The 19,222-nt window shown below is 37.5% G+C and carries 21 protein-coding genes and 2 riboswitches; of the genes, 16 read left to right on the forward strand and 5 right to left on the reverse strand.

Annotation, left to right across the window (positions count from 1 at the left end):
• Positions 1–119: 119 nt before the first annotated feature.
• On the reverse strand, positions 120–881 hold the full coding sequence (pgeF, locus tag C9J31_RS08095; RefSeq protein ID WP_107951443.1) for a peptidoglycan editing factor PgeF: 762 nt from the start codon (positions 879–881) through the stop codon (positions 120–122).
• Between the two features lie 234 nt (positions 882–1,115).
• Here pgeF and C9J31_RS08100 point away from each other — a divergent pair, with 234 nt between their 5' ends.
• The gene (locus C9J31_RS08100) at positions 1,116–1,751 is read left to right on the forward strand and encodes a transmembrane-type terpene cyclase (RefSeq protein ID WP_107951442.1); all 636 of its coding nucleotides are present in this window, start codon (positions 1,116–1,118) and stop codon (positions 1,749–1,751) included.
• Between the two features lie 483 nt (positions 1,752–2,234).
• Positions 2,235–2,843, forward strand: coding sequence for a SafA/ExsA family spore coat assembly protein (safA, locus tag C9J31_RS08105; protein WP_107951441.1), 609 nt, complete (start codon positions 2,235–2,237; stop codon positions 2,841–2,843).
• 313 nt (positions 2,844–3,156) lie between these two features.
• On the opposite strand, the gene C9J31_RS08110 is transcribed toward safA, so the two are convergent.
• Genes C9J31_RS08110 through C9J31_RS08120 form a run of 3 tightly spaced genes read right to left on the reverse strand, consistent with a single transcriptional unit; the run spans position 3,157 to position 3,768 of the window.
• Entirely contained in the window at positions 3,157–3,342 is a 186-nt protein-coding gene (locus C9J31_RS08110; RefSeq protein WP_193767181.1) for a response regulator transcription factor, read from the reverse strand.
• Positions 3,339–3,551 carry a hypothetical protein gene (locus tag C9J31_RS08115; protein WP_107951439.1) on the reverse strand — a complete coding sequence of 71 codons (213 nt, stop codon included), beginning with the start codon at positions 3,549–3,551 and terminating at the stop codon, positions 3,339–3,341. The genes C9J31_RS08110 and C9J31_RS08115 overlap by 4 nt, the downstream gene beginning before the upstream one ends.
• Before the next feature lie 49 nt (positions 3,552–3,600).
• Positions 3,601–3,768 carry a hypothetical protein gene (locus C9J31_RS08120; protein WP_193767180.1) on the reverse strand — a complete coding sequence of 56 codons (168 nt, stop codon included), beginning with the start codon at positions 3,766–3,768 and terminating at the stop codon, positions 3,601–3,603.
• On the opposite strand from C9J31_RS08120, the gene C9J31_RS24235 reads away from it, so the two are divergent.
• From C9J31_RS24235 to C9J31_RS08135, 3 genes are all read left to right on the forward strand, one after another.
• Positions 3,767–3,871 (forward strand): S-layer homology domain-containing protein, encoded by a 105-nt coding sequence (locus C9J31_RS24235; protein ID WP_107951438.1) that lies wholly within the window; start codon positions 3,767–3,769, stop codon positions 3,869–3,871. The genes C9J31_RS08120 and C9J31_RS24235 overlap by 2 nt on opposite strands.
• A gap of 306 nt (positions 3,872–4,177) precedes the next feature.
• Positions 4,178–5,158 (forward strand): VanW family protein, encoded by a 981-nt coding sequence (locus C9J31_RS08130; RefSeq protein WP_107951437.1) that lies wholly within the window; start codon positions 4,178–4,180, stop codon positions 5,156–5,158.
• Positions 5,159–5,411: 253 nt separating this feature from the next.
• Complete coding sequence (locus C9J31_RS08135; RefSeq protein WP_107951436.1) at positions 5,412–6,233, forward strand: methyl-accepting chemotaxis protein; 822 nt, start codon at positions 5,412–5,414, stop codon at positions 6,231–6,233.
• 90 nt (positions 6,234–6,323) lie between these two features.
• Here the strand turns inward: C9J31_RS08135 and C9J31_RS08140 are convergent, their stop codons facing one another.
• Positions 6,324–6,941 carry an HAD-IA family hydrolase gene (locus C9J31_RS08140; RefSeq protein WP_107926897.1) on the reverse strand — a complete coding sequence of 206 codons (618 nt, stop codon included), beginning with the start codon at positions 6,939–6,941 and terminating at the stop codon, positions 6,324–6,326.
• 523 nt (positions 6,942–7,464) lie between these two features.
• Between C9J31_RS08140 and C9J31_RS08145 the strand changes: the two genes are divergently transcribed.
• The 11 genes from C9J31_RS08145 to C9J31_RS08195 all read left to right on the forward strand — a co-directional run bounded on the left by C9J31_RS08145 (position 7,465) and on the right by C9J31_RS08195 (position 18,767).
• The gene (locus C9J31_RS08145) at positions 7,465–7,611 is read left to right on the forward strand and encodes a hypothetical protein (RefSeq protein WP_167396037.1); all 147 of its coding nucleotides are present in this window, start codon (positions 7,465–7,467) and stop codon (positions 7,609–7,611) included.
• 264 nt (positions 7,612–7,875) lie between these two features.
• Positions 7,876–9,531 (forward strand): ABC-F family ATP-binding cassette domain-containing protein, encoded by a 1,656-nt coding sequence (locus C9J31_RS08150; RefSeq protein ID WP_107951463.1) that lies wholly within the window; start codon positions 7,876–7,878, stop codon positions 9,529–9,531.
• A 99-nt stretch (positions 9,532–9,630) separates the two neighbouring features.
• Complete coding sequence (locus tag C9J31_RS08155; protein ID WP_107951435.1) at positions 9,631–10,389, forward strand: SDR family NAD(P)-dependent oxidoreductase; 759 nt, start codon at positions 9,631–9,633, stop codon at positions 10,387–10,389.
• A 239-nt stretch (positions 10,390–10,628) separates the two neighbouring features.
• Positions 10,629–10,754: riboswitch (FMN riboswitch) on the forward strand.
• A gap of 144 nt (positions 10,755–10,898) precedes the next feature.
• A riboswitch (FMN riboswitch) is annotated at positions 10,899–11,024 on the forward strand.
• Positions 11,025–11,234: 210 nt separating this feature from the next.
• Positions 11,235–11,873: a riboflavin synthase gene (gene ribE, locus C9J31_RS08160; protein ID WP_107951434.1), complete on the forward strand. Its 639-nt coding sequence runs from the start codon at positions 11,235–11,237 to the stop codon at positions 11,871–11,873.
• An 11-nt stretch (positions 11,874–11,884) separates the two neighbouring features.
• The gene (ribB, locus tag C9J31_RS08165) at positions 11,885–12,514 is read left to right on the forward strand and encodes a 3,4-dihydroxy-2-butanone-4-phosphate synthase (RefSeq protein ID WP_107951433.1); all 630 of its coding nucleotides are present in this window, start codon (positions 11,885–11,887) and stop codon (positions 12,512–12,514) included.
• A 16-nt stretch (positions 12,515–12,530) separates the two neighbouring features.
• Positions 12,531–13,010 (forward strand): 6,7-dimethyl-8-ribityllumazine synthase, encoded by a 480-nt coding sequence (ribH, locus tag C9J31_RS08170; RefSeq protein ID WP_107926901.1) that lies wholly within the window; start codon positions 12,531–12,533, stop codon positions 13,008–13,010.
• A gap of 163 nt (positions 13,011–13,173) precedes the next feature.
• Positions 13,174–14,616 (forward strand): spore germination protein, encoded by a 1,443-nt coding sequence (locus C9J31_RS08175; RefSeq protein WP_107926893.1) that lies wholly within the window; start codon positions 13,174–13,176, stop codon positions 14,614–14,616.
• A gap of 259 nt (positions 14,617–14,875) precedes the next feature.
• Positions 14,876–15,091, forward strand: a complete 216-nt coding sequence (locus C9J31_RS08180) for a DUF1540 domain-containing protein (RefSeq protein ID WP_054769961.1) — start codon at positions 14,876–14,878, stop codon at positions 15,089–15,091.
• Between the two features lie 799 nt (positions 15,092–15,890).
• On the forward strand, positions 15,891–17,198 hold the full coding sequence (locus C9J31_RS08185) for a Spo0B domain-containing protein (protein WP_107951432.1): 1,308 nt from the start codon (positions 15,891–15,893) through the stop codon (positions 17,196–17,198).
• A 136-nt stretch (positions 17,199–17,334) separates the two neighbouring features.
• Positions 17,335–17,886 (forward strand): histidine phosphatase family protein, encoded by a 552-nt coding sequence (locus C9J31_RS08190; protein ID WP_107951431.1) that lies wholly within the window; start codon positions 17,335–17,337, stop codon positions 17,884–17,886.
• Between the two features lie 29 nt (positions 17,887–17,915).
• Positions 17,916–18,767: a GNAT family N-acetyltransferase gene (locus tag C9J31_RS08195; protein WP_107951430.1), complete on the forward strand. Its 852-nt coding sequence runs from the start codon at positions 17,916–17,918 to the stop codon at positions 18,765–18,767.
• Positions 18,768–19,222: the final 455 nt, after the last annotated feature.

Raw genomic sequence — 19,222 nt, forward strand, 5'->3', positions numbered from 1 at the left:
CAGCTATAAAATCAACCAACATATTGTAAAGGCAATTTATCATTCTTAGTAGCGTGACAAATTGCCTTTTTTGTGCGATGAGTATGCTTTCAAAGCTTATAGGTGTTACTTTTGGTTTGCTATGTTTTTTGCATAATAAAGCTTAAATGTCTTCCTGCTTGTTTGTCTTGGCGATAGGAAAAGCCATCTGCGTTAACATACGTACAGGTTGGATCAATGGTAATGTGCGCGGTCGGAATCCCCGCTAGTTCACACTGTTTTTTCACCGTTAGTTGATTATCAATGTGGTATTTATTAGTTTGTGCATTGTAATACATAAATTCTTCTGCATAGCCGAGGTTCTTAAATTTCTCATATACATCCACATCCACCTCGAATTTCTGCTGGCTGAGTGCCATGCCAATTTGTACATGAAAATCTTGTGGTAGGCATTGCTCCTGTTGAATTAAGTGCTGAAACAGTTGTAATGTTATTTCCTTGACCGTTCCTTGCCAACCAGAATGAATAACCCCGACAAGGCCCTTCACCTCATTATAGAAAATTACGGGTACACAATCGGCCGTAAAACTGCAAAGTAACAGATTCGGCTCGAATGTATAGAGAGCATCGGTATTGGCTATGGCTGTATCATTTTGTAAAGCTCCTCGCCCTTTATCGATAGCTGTGACCCGCTGGAAATTTGCGCTATGTGTTTGCTCAGTACAGATAAAATCACGCACGTCGCAATGCAATGTCGCTGCTAACTTCATTCGATTCTTAAGCACATCATCTGTACTTTTGCAGACATGTAGTGCCATATTGTTTTGTTCTTGCTGCGTAGCATCCTTCAAGGTAGTTCCTGCTATGAATTTCTCGTTGTCGAAATAAATTTTAGTTGTCATATCTTCACCCCGTCTTACTATATATGATTGAATTGCCAAAGTATAGCTTATGCTATGGACGATTTTTTTTCTTAGGTTTGCATACTATATAGAAAAAAACAGGTGCAACAATTTCTACAATTGGCGCCTACAATTAAAAATGGAACGACTTGAAAAAGACATAATTGATAATTTTCTGGTCATATAGTATCGAAGAAGACATTGTTTTTAAATATGTAACAAGGGAGCGTGTATATGAATCAGCATTACTTTCTATTGATTTGCCAATTAGGCATGGGGCTATTTTGGATTATTACATACATACTCATTATAAAACGTGGCTTTCAAGATAAGAAATATGGCATGCCGATGGTTGCGCTTTGTGCGAATATATCGTGGGAATTCATCTTCACCTTTATTTATCCGCAAAATGATTTACAAAAAATCATTACTTTTCTGTGGTTTTTACTCGACATGGTTATTTTGCTACAGTATTTAAAATATGGTCCTAAGGAATATAAAAAAATCATGTCCCCAAAACTTTTTTATGCGTCTTTCCTGATCACACTGAGTGTAAGCTTTCTAATTATCCTAGTAATGACACAGGAACTAAATGATATAGAAGGGAAATACGCCGCATTTTCGCAAAATCTGATGATGTCTGGGTTGTTTATCTCGTTATTATTTTGGAGAGGGAACACTGACGGTCAATCAATGTTCATTGCTGTTTGTAAAATGATTGGGACCTTGTTTGCTTCTGTGGCGTTCTTTATCTATTTTAGAACGCCATTGATAACCATTATGTCAATCGCTACATTTATCGTTGATTGGCTCTATATTGTTTTGCTCTATAGGGTTTATCGTAGAAAGATAAATTTTAGAAGAGGCTAATTATTTATTTTGGCTGGTGACGGCAGATAATTAATGGCCCATTCGTTGCCGATGAACCAGGAGAACTAACAGTATGAAAATCACGCTTCTATTCATTGAGTGTGATTTTTTTATTTTTCGGTAAACGCCTTACCACCAGTTGGGATGCCAACGAGTCAGCTAAGGGGACTGATCAACTACCGTAAAGTTCGATTAGTTCATCTAACAATCGGTAATATCAATAATTGAAATTAAATGTATTGTTATATTTTCAGCATGAAAACTAGTAGGTTGCTAAAAAGGTTTGTGGTAATTTATTCCTATTACAAATAGATTGCGAAATTATTACTAAGTAAAACAGTCAAAAAAGCGCTATGAAAGGCATCTTGCATCCCAATGTGCGTCTTGTCATACAATTGTAAAAATCCTTCCATATATTTAGTGATGAATAATTCTTTGAAACTATTTACCATGAATATAGAGCAATCAGGAAGGAATGATTTGATGTTTAAAAAAGTAAAAAAAGTGGCAATGGCCTCAGTATTATCAGTATCTTTATTAGTACCAATTAGCGCAATGGCAGCCGATTCATATACAGTAGTATCAGGAGATACTCTTTGGCAAATTGCCGTGAAAAACCAAACAGGTGTACAGGAGCTAATTGATGCGAATCCACAACTGGCAAATCCAGATCAAATTAACCCAGGACAAAAAATTAATATTCCAACAAAAGAGCAAGCAACGGTAGAACAAGAAGTTGTTAAACTTGTCAATGCTGAACGCGAAAAAGCGGGTCTATCACCGATGAAAGAAGATTGGGAGCTTTCAAGAGTAGCGCAATACAAGTCGCAAGATATGCTAGACAAAAAATACTTTGACCACACAAGTCCTACTTATGGTACACCATTTACTATGATGGAAAACTTTGGTGTTACGTATAAATCTGCAGGTGAAAATATTGCCAAAGGTCAACGCTCAGCAGCAGAAGTTGTGACAGCATGGATGAATAGCGAAGGACATCGAGCGAATATTATGAGTAAAAACTTTACACATATTGGTGTAGGGTATGTTGCAGAAGGTAACTACTGGACACAAATGTTTGTGCAAAAATAATAGAACAAGGGCTGTTCCACTGTCAGTATATACTGATAGTGGAACAGCCTTTGTTCATTTTAGAAACGCAATTGAGTGAAAGCTCACAATCCTATCATCGCCAAACAACTGATTTACCGAAACATACCTGTTTGGAATGTACAGAAAACGTATTTCAGCTCTAACTAGATTGCGATAGCTTGAGTATAACGACAACTTTGGTGCACTGTGCTAATAACACGAGGACAGGTTGTAGCATTTACATATAACGAGCGTCATTTTAACGGAGCATCTCTTTGTGAAAGTAGCAACGTCCAAGTACTTTGTTCATGTTTCACTGGATTTTATTTTTCTTTATAAGAATTGCCTTTGCTCTTGAATTGATACCGAGTTTACTATAAATGGTTGATAAGTAAACACGGACTGTCCCCTCTGATAAATTCAGCCTTTGCGCGATTTCACGGTTCGTTTCACCGTCAGCTAATAAATCAAACACTTCTTGTTCATGTGGTGTTGTCAATGGTCTAATTCACTGCTACCTGTGTCCTCGACTTGCAGATGCTGCAAATAATACAGGGAAAGAGGTTGCCATTTGGTCATTCGATTATCTTGTAACATGTTAAAATAGCTGTTTAAAAGAGGCTGAATCTCTTTTTCATCTAAAAAGGTCCGAATATAATAATAGGGTGCTCCTTGTGCCAATGCTTCACGTAAAATATCTAATGCCAAATCGGTGTTGCCAAGTTTAAGATGACATAGTGTCTCAAGAACAGTTGCTTCAATAATAGTGGCAATTTGTGTATCCTGTTGTGCCTTTGTTTTTACTTGAATAACAAATTGTTAAGGCATCTTCATGTTGTTCCTTCAATAATAATAATCGTGCGTAAACGAGCATCCAAAAAGGCTGTTTTGTTTTCGTAGCCTGTAACGCCATATCGGCATTCATGCTATCACCTGCTAATACTCAGCAAGCAGGCATTGTGGACGGGTCAAATGGTGCATTTAATCCAAATGCCAATATAACACGTGCACAGTTGCGAAAATACTAGTACGTGCATTTGGAATAACAACAAATGGAACGAGTACCATCCAAGACGTTCCAATTACGCATTGGAGTAATGATTACATTGCCACACTTGCAGATGTGTCAATAAAGTAAGAAAATAACGAACGTTTAAAATATTGCGATCCCTATACGATTGCGGTTACTTGTTCTTGAAGCAATAGAAAGTGAACAAGCCGAAAAAATGCAATATAGGTAAATATAAATAAAAATCACTGAAAATAAACACACTACTATCAATACATGAATAAGATGTCTCTGTAGAAGTACCGTAGAGGTAGGTGTTTAGAACGTGAAAAGAAAGTGGATAGCTACAATGTGCCTTGTATGTGTCATTGGTTTGGCGGGTTGTCAGGGGAGATCGGAGAAAGAAAAAGAATTACAGCAACAACTCGATGGCTTACAGGAGCCAGTTACTGCCGAGCAAAAGGAAACGCAAGAAACAGCGCCTGTAGTCGTAAATATTGTTGACCCCAATACAATGGATATCATACAAACCTTATCACCGAAAGATTTAGGTTATAAGGAAGATGTTGCAACGTATAAAAAGAAGATTGAACAACTAGCGAAAGAGCTTGCAAGAGGGACTGAGACAGAAGCGGGCTATGATAAGCGAATGGTACTCGATCGAATTGGTGCTAATGGTCACATCATTAAAGGAAATCCACAGGTGCTTTTGAAGGAAAGTGAATTGGTGGAAAAGGTAATGGCTGTATCAGCAAGCGGCGGAAATGTGGAAATGCCGCTATATGTTTCGGAAAGTGGATATTATCTAGCGGATATTCCTTATTTAGAAGATGTAGTTGTTGCATCCTTTACCACGTACTTCAATTCCTCAGATGTAGGTAGGAACAAGAATATTGAACTTTCTGCAAAGGCCATAAATAATGTCATTGTCGGCAGTGGCGATTACTTCTCCTTTAATACGGTGGTCGGTCCAAGAGACGAAGCAAATGGCTATCAACCTGCACCTGAAATCATCAATAAGAAAGTGGTTATGGGTATTGGAGGAGGCATTTGCCAAACATCCTCGACGCTTTTTAATGCGGTTGATCAAATTCCTGTAAAATTTGTAGAACGACATCATCATTCCTTAGATATAGGGTATGTACCAAAAGGAAGAGATGCTACTGTGTCCTATGGAGGATTAGATTTCCGGTTTCAAAACACCAGTGATGTGCCGTTTTTAATCACAACGCTCTATGGGAAAGATTTTCTTACGGTGGAAGTTAGAACCTCGCAGAAATATGAAGAATTTTTGAAAAATCCTTAGTTGCTGGTGGAAGACACTGCTGTCGAAGGTGTCTTTTTTGTTTGACCATGATATAGTTAAATTGAGGTATTTTAGTATAATATAGGTCGATTTTACAGCTGTGAGACTTAACGATTATTTGATTGAATGCGGCGTTTTACAACCACTTTCACGGATAATTGATGCGTACCACACAGTTAGCGATAAAGGGATGAACCCTCCTATGCAAACTGGAATGCTTTAAATAAAAATATCAGATAAAGAGGGATAACGCATGCATTCGAAATTACAGGCAGCAATCGATGTTATTGATCTTTACCAGGCGACATATCCAGAAGATACTTGTGTTATTGTGGCAGATAAAGAGAAAATCCTAGCATACAAACCAGGGAAACAAGTGGATTTGAAGATTACTGTTGGTGAACGCATAGAGAAGTATCATGGAACGACGACAGAAAAGGCACTTTCTACGGGGAAATATATAAGAGAAGAGCGAGGACCAGAAGGATTTGGTGTAGCATATATTTCTATTGCACAACCCATTTTTGATGACGGAAAAGTAATTGGTGTTGTCAGTGCAGTAATGTCGAATGAAAAAATGGATAATATGCGTTTATTAGCAAGCGAGTTATCAAGTTCTGTGGAAGAGATGACTGCAACAAATGAAGAGTTAACAGCTGCAAGTGTAGACGTGTCCAATCGTTTGGCGGAGCTGTCTAAGTTCTCGGAGTCTATGACTGGTGATATCCAACAAATAAATTCCATCGTCGATTTAGTAAAAGATTTGGCGATGAAATCAAAAATTCTCGGATTAAACGCATCGATCGAAGCTGCTCGTTCGGGTGAGCACGGAAGGGGCTTTGCAGTAGTAGCCTCAGAAATTCAAAAAATGTCACAAAGCAGCACGGAAAGTGCCGATAGTATTACAAATCAGCTAGGAAGCATAAAACAATCTATTGATAAGGTCAATGAATCGGCGAATCAGATTACTGTTTTTACACAGCAATTTTCTGCAAGCATGCACGAATTAAATGCCGCCTATATAGGCATCAATACAGCTGCTGAAAAGCTCATGCATATTAGTGAAGTTAAATAATAATATTGTTTATACAAGGATAATAGAGAATTAGTACTATTCACTATTATCCTTTTGATAGTTTTAGGTGAAATAAAATAGAAACTAACTTTAGACGATATCTAATATTTCAACTGGAGAAAATACTTGGTAATCAGGTTTCTCTGATTGCACTACTTCAATGGAATCATATCCCCAACTAACCCAAATAATTGGAATGCCAACTTTTTTACAAGCGACTATATCACGATGCTCATCCCCAATATATAAAACATCTGATGTTTTTAAATTCGCCTCTTTGATGTATTTTTTTATAATTTTATCTTTGCCAAAGATGCGACTCGAACACAATACATTTGAGATATTATCGATACCGTTCATCTTTAAAAACTCTAAAATATTATCTTTAGAATTAGAGGAGATAATGGCAATTGTATAGCCCTTGTTGACAATTTCCTTTAGCACATTTTTCATACCATCAATAAGTATGACATCCTTTAGTGACTGCCGATAGTAACGGTAAAATTGGGGGAGTATCGTTGGTAGCTTATACATTGGAAAGTTAAATAACTTGCTGCGCTCCGCGATGGACAATTTCTTCAATGATTCTATTTCTTCCAATTGAATTTCTCGGTATTGATATTTTTTTGCGATGATATTCCATGCAGAGGCGAACACAGCAGTAGAGTCTGCTAGCGTGCCATCGAAATCAAATATTATATGTTTCATTTTTTAAAATTTTCTCCTTTGTGATTTAGTTGTAGAGACGTTTTTTAGCTAAATATGTTACGTATTCCGTGAAATAAATGGTCATCCTCTCGTCTAGAATTACATGCTTACTAGTATGATGCAAGCTTTCTTATTTATATGCTTAAAGATTAATTCGGTAAAGGTGTATCCCTATCGCATTTTTACATCTTTACAGACCAATAGCTAAACGGTCGAATAATGGGATGATGTTGAGGAGGGAAAAAGCATTATAAGCAGGCACTGAAAATGCGGTCGTATCAACTAGCCCCTTCGGTTTCTAGTATCTAGTTAGCGGGATTTCCGATGGAGTCACATTGCGTACGATACGGACAAGGCAGTAGTGCGATGCCATTTGAGTAACTTACGGAAACGAACAATTTTGTAGTATATTCGCTAGTGCCCGATAGTACCATACCGACAAACGATAGTTGGTAGATTGTTTTTTTTATAGACATATGTTAGATTAGTAAATACTATTAACGTTCGAAAGGAGGCAAAAGCGATGGAAACTGTATTCAGAAATGGTCTGATGGAAAAAGAAGTAAAATTATGCCTGTATTCAGTGAATTTGCTTGCTAAGGGAGAAGTCTGCCCTTTTTTAAGCAAATTTCATATCGAAAACAGTTACCGAAGCACTTTGCCTTCATGATTTAGCATTTGTAGCATAGACATATGTGAATCAATATTTACACAACAAGGCGCCGGTTCTGTACGGCGCCTTGTTGCGTGCTATTGTAAGTTTACTGCCCATACTTTATATAGTTTAAGCAATTTGAAGGCGCCGATATTCGGCGTCTTTTTGTGTTTTAAAGGAGTGGAAAAGAGATGTGTAACCTTATATGTCCTTTTATTTTTTGAGCTTGAGAGCTTGGAGAAAGAACGGATGAATTTTTATAAGGAAAGAGTGATAAAGATGTTACTGCACTTAAAAGGAATTTGTAAAAGTTACTTGGGCGAAACGATTTTGTCCAATATTTCAATGAAAATAGAACGAGGGGAAAAAATTGGTCTTGTTGGTGTCAATGGAGCGGGTAAATCAACCTTACTAAAAATTATTGCTGGCGATACACCCTCTGATCAAGGGGAAATCAGTATTGGGAAAGCAATGAAAATTGGCTATTTGCGTCAACATAGTGGACTACAAATGGACAATACTATTTGGTGTGAAATGTTAAATGTCTTTGCCGAGTTGCTCGAAGTTGAGAAACAGCTGCGACAGTTGGAAAAGACTATGAGTGATCCTTCTTTGGAGGGTAACGCCGTAAAGTTTGACGACATAATGAATCGCTATGCAACAAAATCACAATGGTTCATGGAACAAGGTGGATATGAAATAGAAGGGAAAATCAGGCGTATGTTAAGTGGCATGGGCTTTCAAAATAGATCCATGAATACCCAGATTCATAAGTTAAGTGGCGGCCAGAAAACGAGACTTGCACTCGCTAAAATTTTGCTGCAGCAACCAGATTTACTGATGCTGGATGAGCCGACTAACCATTTGGATTTTACTACTTTAACTTGGTTAGAAGGCTATTTACGTTCATATCCAGGCGCTATTCTAGTCGTTTCACATGATCGCTACTTTTTAGATACCCTTGTTAACGTGATTTATGAAATTGAACGAACAGAAGCGAGGCGATATACAGGTAATTACTCGAAATATGTGGAGAGTAAAGTGAAAAATCGTGCGATTCACGCAAAAAAATATGACTTACAGCAGCAACAAATTGGAAAAATGGAAGATTACATCCGACGTAATATTACAATGGCAACGTCTTCTAAAAGTGCAAAAAATAAGCGTAAGCAGCTTGAGAGAGTGAAGCGATTAGAGCAACCACTCAAAAACCTAAAACTGCTACAGTTGTCCTTCCCGTTGGAGAAAACATCCCATAAAGATGTGTTACAGGTTCGCGATATCAGCATCTCCTTTAGAGAAAATTATGAGCAAAAGTCGCTCATGCAACATATAAATTTCCAGCTACAGCGGGGTGACAAGGTAGCATTAATAGGTCCAAATGGAATTGGAAAGTCAACACTGTTGAAGACTTTACTAAAGGACTATCAACCAGACAGTGGTGTTATTGAGTGGGGGCATGGTGTATCGATTGGCTATTATGATCAGGAACAAGCCACGTTACATCCAGATAATACGGTCTTAAATGAGGTTTGGAGTAGGTTTCCCCATATCGAAGAAGCCAGTATTCGTTCGGTACTTGGGAATTTCTTGTTTACTAGTGAGGATGTCTTTAAAAAAATAGCATCGCTGAGCGGTGGTGAAAAAGCACGTGTGGCGTTAGCTAAGTTGATGTTGCAAAAAGCGAATGTGCTCATGATGGACGAACCAACAAATCATTTAGATTTGTATAGTAAAGAGGTATTAGAACAAGCACTATTAAATTATGAGGGCACACTATTTTTTATATCACATGATCGTTATTTTCTTAATAAATTGGCCAATAAAATGTTGGAATTACAGGCAACTGGAGTCATTGTATTTAATGGTAATTATGATGACTATGTGAGTGCTAAATCACAAAATGACAAACAGTCGCTATTGCTGAACAATTAACAATATGCTGAATATGCCGAGAGGGCCTCCAAATTCAAAATAGTGGCCATAGTAATATAGATTTAAAAACAAAAACCATATGAAAAGAGGAATATAGATATGTCTAATGAAAATCGAATTGTTGTAATTACTGGAGCAGGTAGTGGAATTGGAAGAGCTACTAGTATTAAATTTGCCGAACATGGCTACAAAGTCGTAGTAGTTGATTTTAACGAAGTGACAGGGGAAGAAACGCTTGCGCTGATTCGTAATCATGGTGGAGAAGGTCTGTTTATCAAAGCGGATGTTTCAAAGGTAGAAGATGTTGAAAATTATGTAAATCAAACTGTGGATACTTATGGTCGTATTGATGTATTTTTCAATAACGCAGGCATTATCCAAAAGTTTGCACCCTTCACCACTGTTGAAATGGAAGAGTATGATCGGATTATGGATATTAATGTGAAAGGAATTTTCCTTGGTATGAAATATGTCATTCCTGTAATGGAAAAGCAAGGAAAAGGAGCAATTATAAATACGGCTTCTTCTGCTGGAATTCGTCCAGAGCACAGTATCGCTGTTTATTCTGCTAGTAAACATGCTGTCATCGGCTTAACGAAGGGGGCAGCGATAGAATTCGCCAATAAGGGTATTCGTATTAATGCCGTATGTCCTGGAGGAATCGTTACACCACTGTTCAAAAGCGTTGGTGAAACACTTGAAAAATCAGGGTATGTGCCAGAAGAAATGTCGCGTGTACGCATGGGGCGTCATGGTGAGCCAGAAGAAGTGGCAGAAGCTGTATTATTCCTAGCTTCTGATAAATCAAGCTTCATGGCTGGGGCCGTGATCACAGTAGATGGCAGTTTAACGGTGTAAAATCCTGTTTTACTTTATAAATCAAGTAACTGAGCTACTCCTCGGTTAGCTAATTGTTAGTCAGTCACATCTTTGGGGAAGGATCGCTTTGCGCTTTCTTTTGACCAGGGATGTGGCTGTTTTTGTCTTCACTTATGACCAAGCCGTTTTAAATGTAATAGCACTGTTAGCTAAAAAATTTTTGGTGAAATGTAGATATTAAAATAAAATAGTGTTATCGTAAGAACTAGCTAAATAAAAATATTCTTCGGGGTAGGGTGAAATTCCCAATCGGCGGTGATGAAGCAATTCAAAGTCCGTGAGCGCAAGCTGATTTGGTGCAAATCCAAAACCGACAGTTATAGTCTGGATGGGAGAAGGGTAAAAGTGTAAGCTTTTTAAATTCGTATGAGTTTATAAGGTCTATTTGCGTACGCTTTTATAAATTCACTTCCCATCATCTTCGTTGGGGAGTTTTTTTGTTCCTACTAACAGGAACGATAGTAGTTAGCTAAAATTAAATAGCGTGAAATGTTCTTCGGGGTCGGGTGAAATTCCCAATCGGCGGTGATGAAGCAATTCAAAGTCCGTGAGCGCAAGCTGATTTGGTGCAAATCCAAAACCGACAGTTATAGTCTGGATGGGAGAAGAACAATGAGATGGCAACCTATTAAAAATTGTGATATTTCTTAGGTTTATTTGTTGACGTCTTATCGTATTAAATCTCCCAAACCCCTTACTTGAAAGGGGTTTTTTGTTTTTTTAGAAGGATTGGCTGATAGGACTATCGAAGTGACGGATAGAACCGCTGAAGTGACGGATAGCAATCGAATCATCGAATTATAGAAGAGAAGGTGGGTGACAAAATGTTTACAGGGATTATAGAGGATGTTGGCGTCATTAAAACCTTGCAAAACAATAAGCAAAGTATGAAAATAACAGTTATTTCTCCAAAGATAGTAGATGATGTGAGGCTTGGTGATAGTATTGCGGTCAATGGTGTCTGTTTAACGGTGACGCAATTTAATGAGCAAGAGCTGACGATGGACGTGATGCCTGAAACGGTGAAAGCTACAAACTTAGTACAGCTCACAGTTGGCGATGCGGTGAATTTAGAGCGGGCCATGCCGGCAGATGGGCGTTTTGGTGGTCATTTTGTGTCTGGGCATGTTGATGGTGTGGGAAAAATTTTATGCAAGCGACCGATGGCAAATGCCGTTTACATTGATATTGCACTCTCGCAGGAATTGTCGAGCTATTGTATACCAAAGGGCTCTATTACAATCGACGGTACGAGTTTGACGCTCTTTCATGTTGAACAGAACAGTGTCACCGTTTCACTAATTCCTCATACGTACAAGGAAACGATTTTAGGTATGAAAAATGTTGGTGCATCCGTCAATATAGAGACCGATTTGGTTGGTAAATACATTATTCATCAGCTACAGCGTGGTCAGGCAACATCCGCAATAACGCGCGAGTATTTAGCGAAACATGGATTTTAGGAGGCGATCAATTGTTACATTCAATTGAAGAAGCATTAGAGGATTTAAAACAAGGCAAAATGATTGTCGTGGTGGATGATGAAGATCGTGAAAATGAAGGGGACCTACTGGCACTTGCGGAGTTTATGACGCCTGAAACCATAAACTTTATGGCGACATATGGTAGAGGGCTCATTTGTACGCCAGTTTCACAGCAAGTCGCTCAAAAATTAGCGTTGCAACCAATGGTGGTCAACAATACTGATAATCATCAAACAGCATTCACCGTTAGCATTGATTACAAGAATACAACAACCGGCATTAGTGCCTATGAACGGGCAATGACCATTCAAAAAATGCTTGAACCTCAAACGCAAGCCGCTGATTTTCGTAGACCGGGGCATGTTTTCCCGCTAATTGCGAAAGACAATGGTGTCTTAGAACGCAGAGGACATACCGAGGCTACTATCGATTTAGCGAGACTGTGCAACAGTATTCAAGTAGGCATTATCTGTGAAATCATGGGGGATAATGGCGAAATGCTGCGTTTTAACGACCTCGTTCACTATGCAAAAAAACATCATTTGAAAATGATTTCAATTGAGGCTTTAGCGACATATCGACGCAAACAAATAAGTGTAGCAAATACAATAACAGTTTAGAAGAGGGGCAACAATGATGGGAAAAACTTTTGAAGCACAATTAATCGGCACAGACTTAAAAATCGCAGTAGTAGTAGGGCGATTCAATGAATTTATTACAAGTAAATTATTAGATGGCGCAATGGATGGGCTAAAACGTCATGGCGTACCTGAAGATTTGATAGATGTTGCATGGGTGCCAGGTGCATTTGAAGTGCCATTTATTGCTAAACAACTAGCAGACACTAAGAAATATGATGCCATCATCGGGTTAGGAACAGTCATTCGTGGCTCTACAACACATTATGACTATGTGTGTAACGAATCTGCCAAAGGTATTGCGAGCGTATCGCTTTCCACAAATGTTCCAGTTATTTTTGGAATTGTGACAACTGAAAATATCGAGCAAGCAATCGAACGTGCTGGTACTAAATCGGGTAATAAAGGTTATGATGCAGCAATGTCCGCTATTGAAATGGCGAATTTGAAAAAAATGATCGGGGGAACCCAATCGTAAATAGTATTACAAATATGTCCTAAACGCCGGAAATCCCATGGATGAATGTTTCGTTTTATTGCATAGTATTAAATTTCATGGGAAAAATATTTGTAAGTGTATAAATGTATACTCTTTTCATTTATGCACTAACTTCTGGCTAAGTAGGAGATGACGAACATCAATGGAACAGGTAATCACTATAAAAACATTGAAAGAACTGTTTCAACGTTCTGCGGATGTACTTTTTGAACAATATAACTTCAATCAACACAAAGTACATTTTATTACATGTGATTCGATGATCGATCAGCAGCTACTGAATAGCGTCATAGTTCAAAGACTCCAATCTCTGTTCGAAGATATATCAGCGGAATTGCAAGAAGACAACATTCTAAAGGATTTACACATTCCTAATCTTCAAAAAGTAAAGACCAAAGAGGATGCCATTACACTTGTGTATACGGGCCATGTTTTACTTTACTTTGAAAAAGAAAACTTTCTGTTTTCAAGTAATATTGCCGATAAACCAAATCGAAAACCTGAAGAAACAAGACTTGAATTAATTGTTAAAGGGCCGAGAGATGATTTCATTGAAGATGTTTTTATTAATATTGCCTTAATACGGAAACGAATACCTACAAATTCATTGAGCGTGGAGACGATGGAAATTGGCAAGCGTTCCAAAACAACAGTTGCTGTTTTATATTTTGAGGATATAGCAAATAAAAATATGCTGGGCATAATAAAAAATCAATTAAACCAAGTGGATATAGATGTTGTGTTTAGTGGAGATTTGTTGATGGAAAGGCTTGAAAAAAACGATAAAGTTTTTCCGAGACATGACTATACGGGTCGCCCTGACTTCGCATTGCAAGCTTTATCGCGAGGGCGGATTGTCATTCTGATTGATGGCGTGTCATATGCCATCATTACGCCTGCCAATATGTTATTACTATTTAAAATAGGTGAAGATAATGATTATCCAATCGTAGTGAGCTCTTTGGAAAGATTGCTACGCATAGTAGCGATTTTAATCAGTATACTGATGCCAGGTTTTTGGCTTGCCCTGTCAACATTTCATCAAGAGCAATTACCGGTGCTACTGTTAGCTACTATTGTTCAATCGAGAACAGGACTGCCATTTCCAACCGTTATAGAGATACTACTTATGTTATTTATGTTTGAATTATTCCGTGAAGCTAACTTACGTCTTCCATCTGTCATCAGTGGAACAATGAGTGTTGTGGGGGGATTAATAATTGGCGATGCTGCTATTAAAGCAGGGGTCACTAGCCCTTCCATGGTTGTAGTAATTGCGATTTCAAGTATTGCAGCCTTTACACTTGTCAATCAATCCTTTGTAACGGCAATGAGTATTTTCCGATTAATTATTGTGATAGCCTCTGCCTTTTTGGGTTTATTTGGTTTCTTTATGTCACTGTTCTTCATTATTCTTTATGCGGCAAATATTCGAGTATTGGGTGTACCATACTTAAATATTGCAGCAGAGTTTAATTGGCAAGATATTAAAAAATCTCTAGTACGTGCAACACCAAAAGGATATAGTAAACGGCCTGAATTTTTAAATCCACAAGATAAGACACGGGCACCAAGTAAGAACTAATACATGGTTTCGTTTTAAGACCAGGATTCGAGTGCCTGGTCTTTTACTTTTTCAACCATTGAACAAGTGCTTCACTTCAATATGATTGGTGCAAATACCTATCAATTTCAGTGATGTGCAGGTTGTTCATTTTTAATTTACTGCTACACTTGTAAAAAAAAATGAAATGGACAACCTACGTATTGAGGAGTATGGATGAGGCAAGGAAAGGCCTTTTCTGTACTTTTCATGACCTATTTCATGAAAGAGGTGGAGAGCTATGCCAAATGTAGAAGTGAACTGTACTGTTTCAAATTGTGTTTTCCATGCCAAGGGAAACATTTGCGGAGCGGAAGCAATTGAAATTGATATGGATTACAAGTTAGACAGCAAACATAACACAGAGTTTGCTTCGGATTTTGATTTACAGTTCAAATCTGAAGAAGCAAACCAATCGTCTGACACGTGCTGTAAAACATTCCGAACAAAAGAATAGTGAATTTGCTCTGTACAACAATGATGATGATTACCACGGTTTGTGATTTACCTTAAATTCAATGATTTGGTCAGGTGGAAAGGGGCTCAAAACAGCTCCTTTCAACATTTTTTGTAGAAATCCGCTGTTTTCTCCGTGGGTAAGGCACGAGCCGCATGGTCGCTAACGCTTCCTGCTAGGTCTCGTGCTTTTCCTTTTTTTATAGGGAAATCCTGCTTTTACATTACATACAAACATACGTTTTTACAATGGTTTGATTGCCATATATGCTACCTTTATATTTTTGTCGTGCTCGTTCACGCTCATGCGTCTCTATTGACCTTCTAGCTACGTGATGGGTTACGCATGGACAGTCTTCGATATTTTTCGAAAATTATAAAACAGTCGTTTATTCCCCTCATAAATTAGAAGTAAACGTGGGAATAGTGATTGTCACGAAAAAAATATATAGAAAATAAAGGGCTCTTTCCTGAAAAGATAGTGGTATTATTTATAAAGAAAGTTAATATTTGATATTTATTGAGAATAATTACACTTTATGTATGAGAGAATGGTATGATAGTTTTGATACTATTCTCTTTTTGGTATGGATTTCTGTGTCTTGAGCATGAATTATTGTCTATTTGATAACAAATTGATTTTGTCACTAGTTTAAAGTAGGATATAAAGGTATGTCTTTAGAAAACAGCAAGTTAATTTGGGATTTATTATAGTATAATATTATTGTTGAGAAGATATTTCTGGCATGTATATTCAGAAATAGTTAGGTAAATCAATAGATGAGGAAGTACCAGTTTGCATGAAAAAACGTAAAATTAAATTAATTATAGTATTATCATTAGTCTTATTATTATTATTTACAAGCTTAAATGTCTTTACTTCTTATTTAAAATTGAAAAAGACGGTGGAAGAGTCTATCGCAAACCAAAGTCTTGAAGCGGCAATCTCCATTGCTTCGTCGATTGATATAGAAGAATATAAGCAATTTCTAGAAGACCCTGTGAAGAACGAACATTATTGGAAACTAAGAAACAGTTTAAATGATGCAAGAGAAAAGCTAGGCGCTTTATTTGTCTATACTTTGGAAATAGATAACCCAACAGTGTCAACAGCAATGGTAGTTGGGCTACCACCGGAGCAAACATATGGTTTTGACATAGGTGAGCTTTGCACTGTACCCGAAAAACAAGTCAGACAAGCTTATGAGGGGCATACATATGTAACAGGTGTCATTGAGGATTCAGTTTATGGTTCTTATCTTTCTGTTGGCGCACCAATAATAGATGAGTATGGAAAGATTATTGCCTACCTTGGTATCGATATTAGTGCGGATACACTGAATGGTATCAAAGGTAAAATTCTGAAAGATAATATTTTTAACTTTATCTTTAATGGTGTCATTATATTAGTCGTAATCGCTTCCTTCTATTTTTTACAGAGATGGTATCAAAAAGAAGTGGCAAAGGAAGTAGAGGTAACGGAGGATACATATCAAACAGAAATTAAGACATTAATCACTTCGGTGTCGTCTTTGAGACATGATTTCACCAATCATATTCAAGTTTTACATGGTTTTCTTCAATTAGGGAAACCCGATCAGGCACAACAATATCTAGCTTCTCTTTCAAAAGAAGTTCAAGCCATAAAGACGCTCAAGTTAAATATAGATAATCCAGGTCTGTCTATCTTATTACAGACAAAAAAGCTAGCTGCACAAAATCATAATATTTATATGGATTTTACGGTTTCTCAGGATGCGTTTAATAAAATTAAGACGACAGATTTAATCAAAATACTATCGAACTTAATTGATAATGCGATTGATGCAACATTAGAATTACCGGAAGGTCAACGTAAAATAACAATTTGTTGTATGGCTGATGAAGCACAGTATGCCTTTAAGGTTAAGAATACAGGACCGACTATCATAGAGTGTGACCATATATTTAGACAAGGGTATTCAACTAAAAAAGCGCAGCAAGGAAAAATAAGAGGACAAGGTTTATTTATTGTGAAAGAGATTGTCAATAAATATCATGGGGGAATTTCAATTGAATCGACAAAAGAATTAGAGACGACAGCCATTGTCAAAATCCCTTTAAAGTAAATAGAGAACACAAGCTTCCTAGACAAGTTTAGGAAGCTTTTTTCAATAAATTTTTCTTTAGAAAAATTCATTATAGACAATAAGGTTCATACATTAGTAGTAGTCTAAATGGTAATATTGGGGAGGGAAGTTGGATTTGGAAAAGTCGTTACTGGCTTTACTGAAAGAGGGCGGATTCATTTTATATGCAAGGCATGGAGAAGCAAAGGTTGGGACTGATCAGCCATATTTTAATTTTCAAAATTGTAATACGCAAAGAAATTTGTCGGAGCTTGGTCGAAGTGAAGCAATCTATTACGGACAAATGTTGCGCTATTTGCAAATACCAATCAGCTCACCAATTGTTGCAAGCCCTTTTTGTAGAACAATCGAAACGGCACAGTTAGCATTTCCCAACATCAATGTTCAAATTGATGCTTTTTGGTATAACATTTTTAAATTAGGTGGAAATATTTCCAACGCTGAACAACATAAAATCTTAACGGATTTGCGGGCAGTGTTGGCATTAAAACCACCTCAGGGGACGAACAAAGTGATTATTGCGCATAGCTTTCCCGCGGGTATAGGGCTTGGCAAAATTTCAAACTTAGGAACCGTGATTGTAAAGCCTCAAGGGCAAGGACATGGCTATGAAATCGTGCAACAGTTGGCATTAGCAGATTTAGCACAGCTAGCGAGCAGTGAGTAACAGAAACTTCAGGAGAATCGAGGGACAACATGGAAATAAAAACCGTATCACAATGTACATTGGAGGACGTTTTAAAAGCTTGGAATAAAGGGTTTGAAGGTTATTTTGTGCAGATTACCATGGACGAAGAGATGTTTTTAAACCGACTCGTAGGAGAAGGCCTGTCTCCGAAGCTTTCCCTTGTTGCGTTTGATGGTAATGAGCCTGTCGGCATTGTCTTGAATGGTGTTAGACATTTAAATGGAAGAAAAACATCATGGAATGGTGGAACAGGTATCTCATCAGACTATCGAGGAACAGGCATTTCACGTGCTTTAATGGAAGAAACATTGGCCGTTTATGCAAGAGAAAGCGTTGAAATAGCAACACTTGAAGCGATAACTGATAATAGTAAGGCAATTGCCCTCTACGAAAAATATGGCTATCGTATAGCGAATCGCTTGCTGTTTCTAAGTGGCGAGTTTAAAACCAAAGTAACGGAACCCATACAGATGCAGATAGAAACATTACACCCAGAGCAGCTTTCAAACCTTTCTTTTTATCAACAAGAAGTACCATGGCAATGTAGTTGGCACAGTAACAAGCAAGGACAGGCTAAAGTATTTTATAACCTAGAAAATGAAGCGGTGGGTTACATGCTGTATCGATCACTATGGGCTAAAGACGGTCAATTAGAGCGTTTAGTATTGTATCAGCTCGAAGTGCTTGGGCAAGGTAGTGTAGACTATATTCCGTACTTCCTAGATAGCATTACTAATCAGCCCGTAAAAATAGCGACTGTAAATTTTCTAGCTAGTAATCCAGTAACAAATTATTTGTTAGAAAACGGGCTGGAAGTGACAACAGAACAAGTGCAAATGAAGAAGATCATGAACGAATAACCAGTGTTTCAGTTTCTAGCTATTAGGACCAAAGCGAACCTGTTAAAAGGCTTGAGTGAGAGGGACATACAGCTATCATTACTTGGAAGTGAAGATTGGAAGAAATACGAGCCGAGCATGACTAAGCAATAGCGATTAATGGGAAGAGGTGAATTTCACCTCTTTTTAAATTTTTTGACAATATAAAATATTCTAATAAAAGTTTATGATTATATGGTAAAATTTACGTTGAGCAAAAATTGGAGGTGAAAGAGATTCAGTAAAATGATTCGTCTTGTAACAGAAATGAACAATTATCTGAAATATGGACAGAGAATTTTATGAATACTGCAATGGACTCATCTGAAAGTTTGCCGAAAAAAGTGAAGTAAAAGATTAAATAGTGAAGGGTGGTGTATATTAAAAACATGGCTTAAATGCTTGTATTTTAATGGAAGAAAAAGATGAGTGTGTTT

The organism is Lysinibacillus parviboronicapiens (assembly GCF_003049605.2).
Taxonomy (GTDB): domain Bacteria; phylum Bacillota; class Bacilli; order Bacillales_A; family Planococcaceae; genus Lysinibacillus; species Lysinibacillus parviboronicapiens.

Coding starts and splice junctions, on each gene's coding strand:
- pgeF (WP_107951443.1), bottom strand. CDS start 881: ATGACAACTAAAATTTATTTCGACAACGAGAAATTCATAGCAGGAACT.
- C9J31_RS08100 (WP_107951442.1), top strand. CDS start 1,116: ATGAATCAGCATTACTTTCTATTGATTTGCCAATTAGGCATGGGGCTA.
- safA (WP_107951441.1), top strand. CDS start 2,235: ATGTTTAAAAAAGTAAAAAAAGTGGCAATGGCCTCAGTATTATCAGTA.
- C9J31_RS24235 (WP_107951438.1), top strand. CDS start 3,767: ATGCTATCACCTGCTAATACTCAGCAAGCAGGCATTGTGGACGGGTCA.
- C9J31_RS08120 (WP_193767180.1), bottom strand. CDS start 3,768: ATGAATGCCGATATGGCGTTACAGGCTACGAAAACAAAACAGCCTTTT.
- C9J31_RS08135 (WP_107951436.1), top strand. CDS start 5,412: ATGCATTCGAAATTACAGGCAGCAATCGATGTTATTGATCTTTACCAG.
- C9J31_RS08140 (WP_107926897.1), bottom strand. CDS start 6,941: ATGAAACATATAATATTTGATTTCGATGGCACGCTAGCAGACTCTACT.
- C9J31_RS08145 (WP_167396037.1), top strand. CDS start 7,465: ATGGAAACTGTATTCAGAAATGGTCTGATGGAAAAAGAAGTAAAATTA.
- C9J31_RS08150 (WP_107951463.1), top strand. CDS start 7,876: ATGTTACTGCACTTAAAAGGAATTTGTAAAAGTTACTTGGGCGAAACG.
- C9J31_RS08155 (WP_107951435.1), top strand. CDS start 9,631: ATGTCTAATGAAAATCGAATTGTTGTAATTACTGGAGCAGGTAGTGGA.
- ribE (WP_107951434.1), top strand. CDS start 11,235: ATGTTTACAGGGATTATAGAGGATGTTGGCGTCATTAAAACCTTGCAA.
- ribH (WP_107926901.1), top strand. CDS start 12,531: ATGGGAAAAACTTTTGAAGCACAATTAATCGGCACAGACTTAAAAATC.
- C9J31_RS08175 (WP_107926893.1), top strand. CDS start 13,174: ATGGAACAGGTAATCACTATAAAAACATTGAAAGAACTGTTTCAACGT.
- C9J31_RS08180 (WP_054769961.1), top strand. CDS start 14,876: ATGCCAAATGTAGAAGTGAACTGTACTGTTTCAAATTGTGTTTTCCAT.
- C9J31_RS08185 (WP_107951432.1), top strand. CDS start 15,891: ATGAAAAAACGTAAAATTAAATTAATTATAGTATTATCATTAGTCTTA.
- C9J31_RS08195 (WP_107951430.1), top strand. CDS start 17,916: ATGGAAATAAAAACCGTATCACAATGTACATTGGAGGACGTTTTAAAA.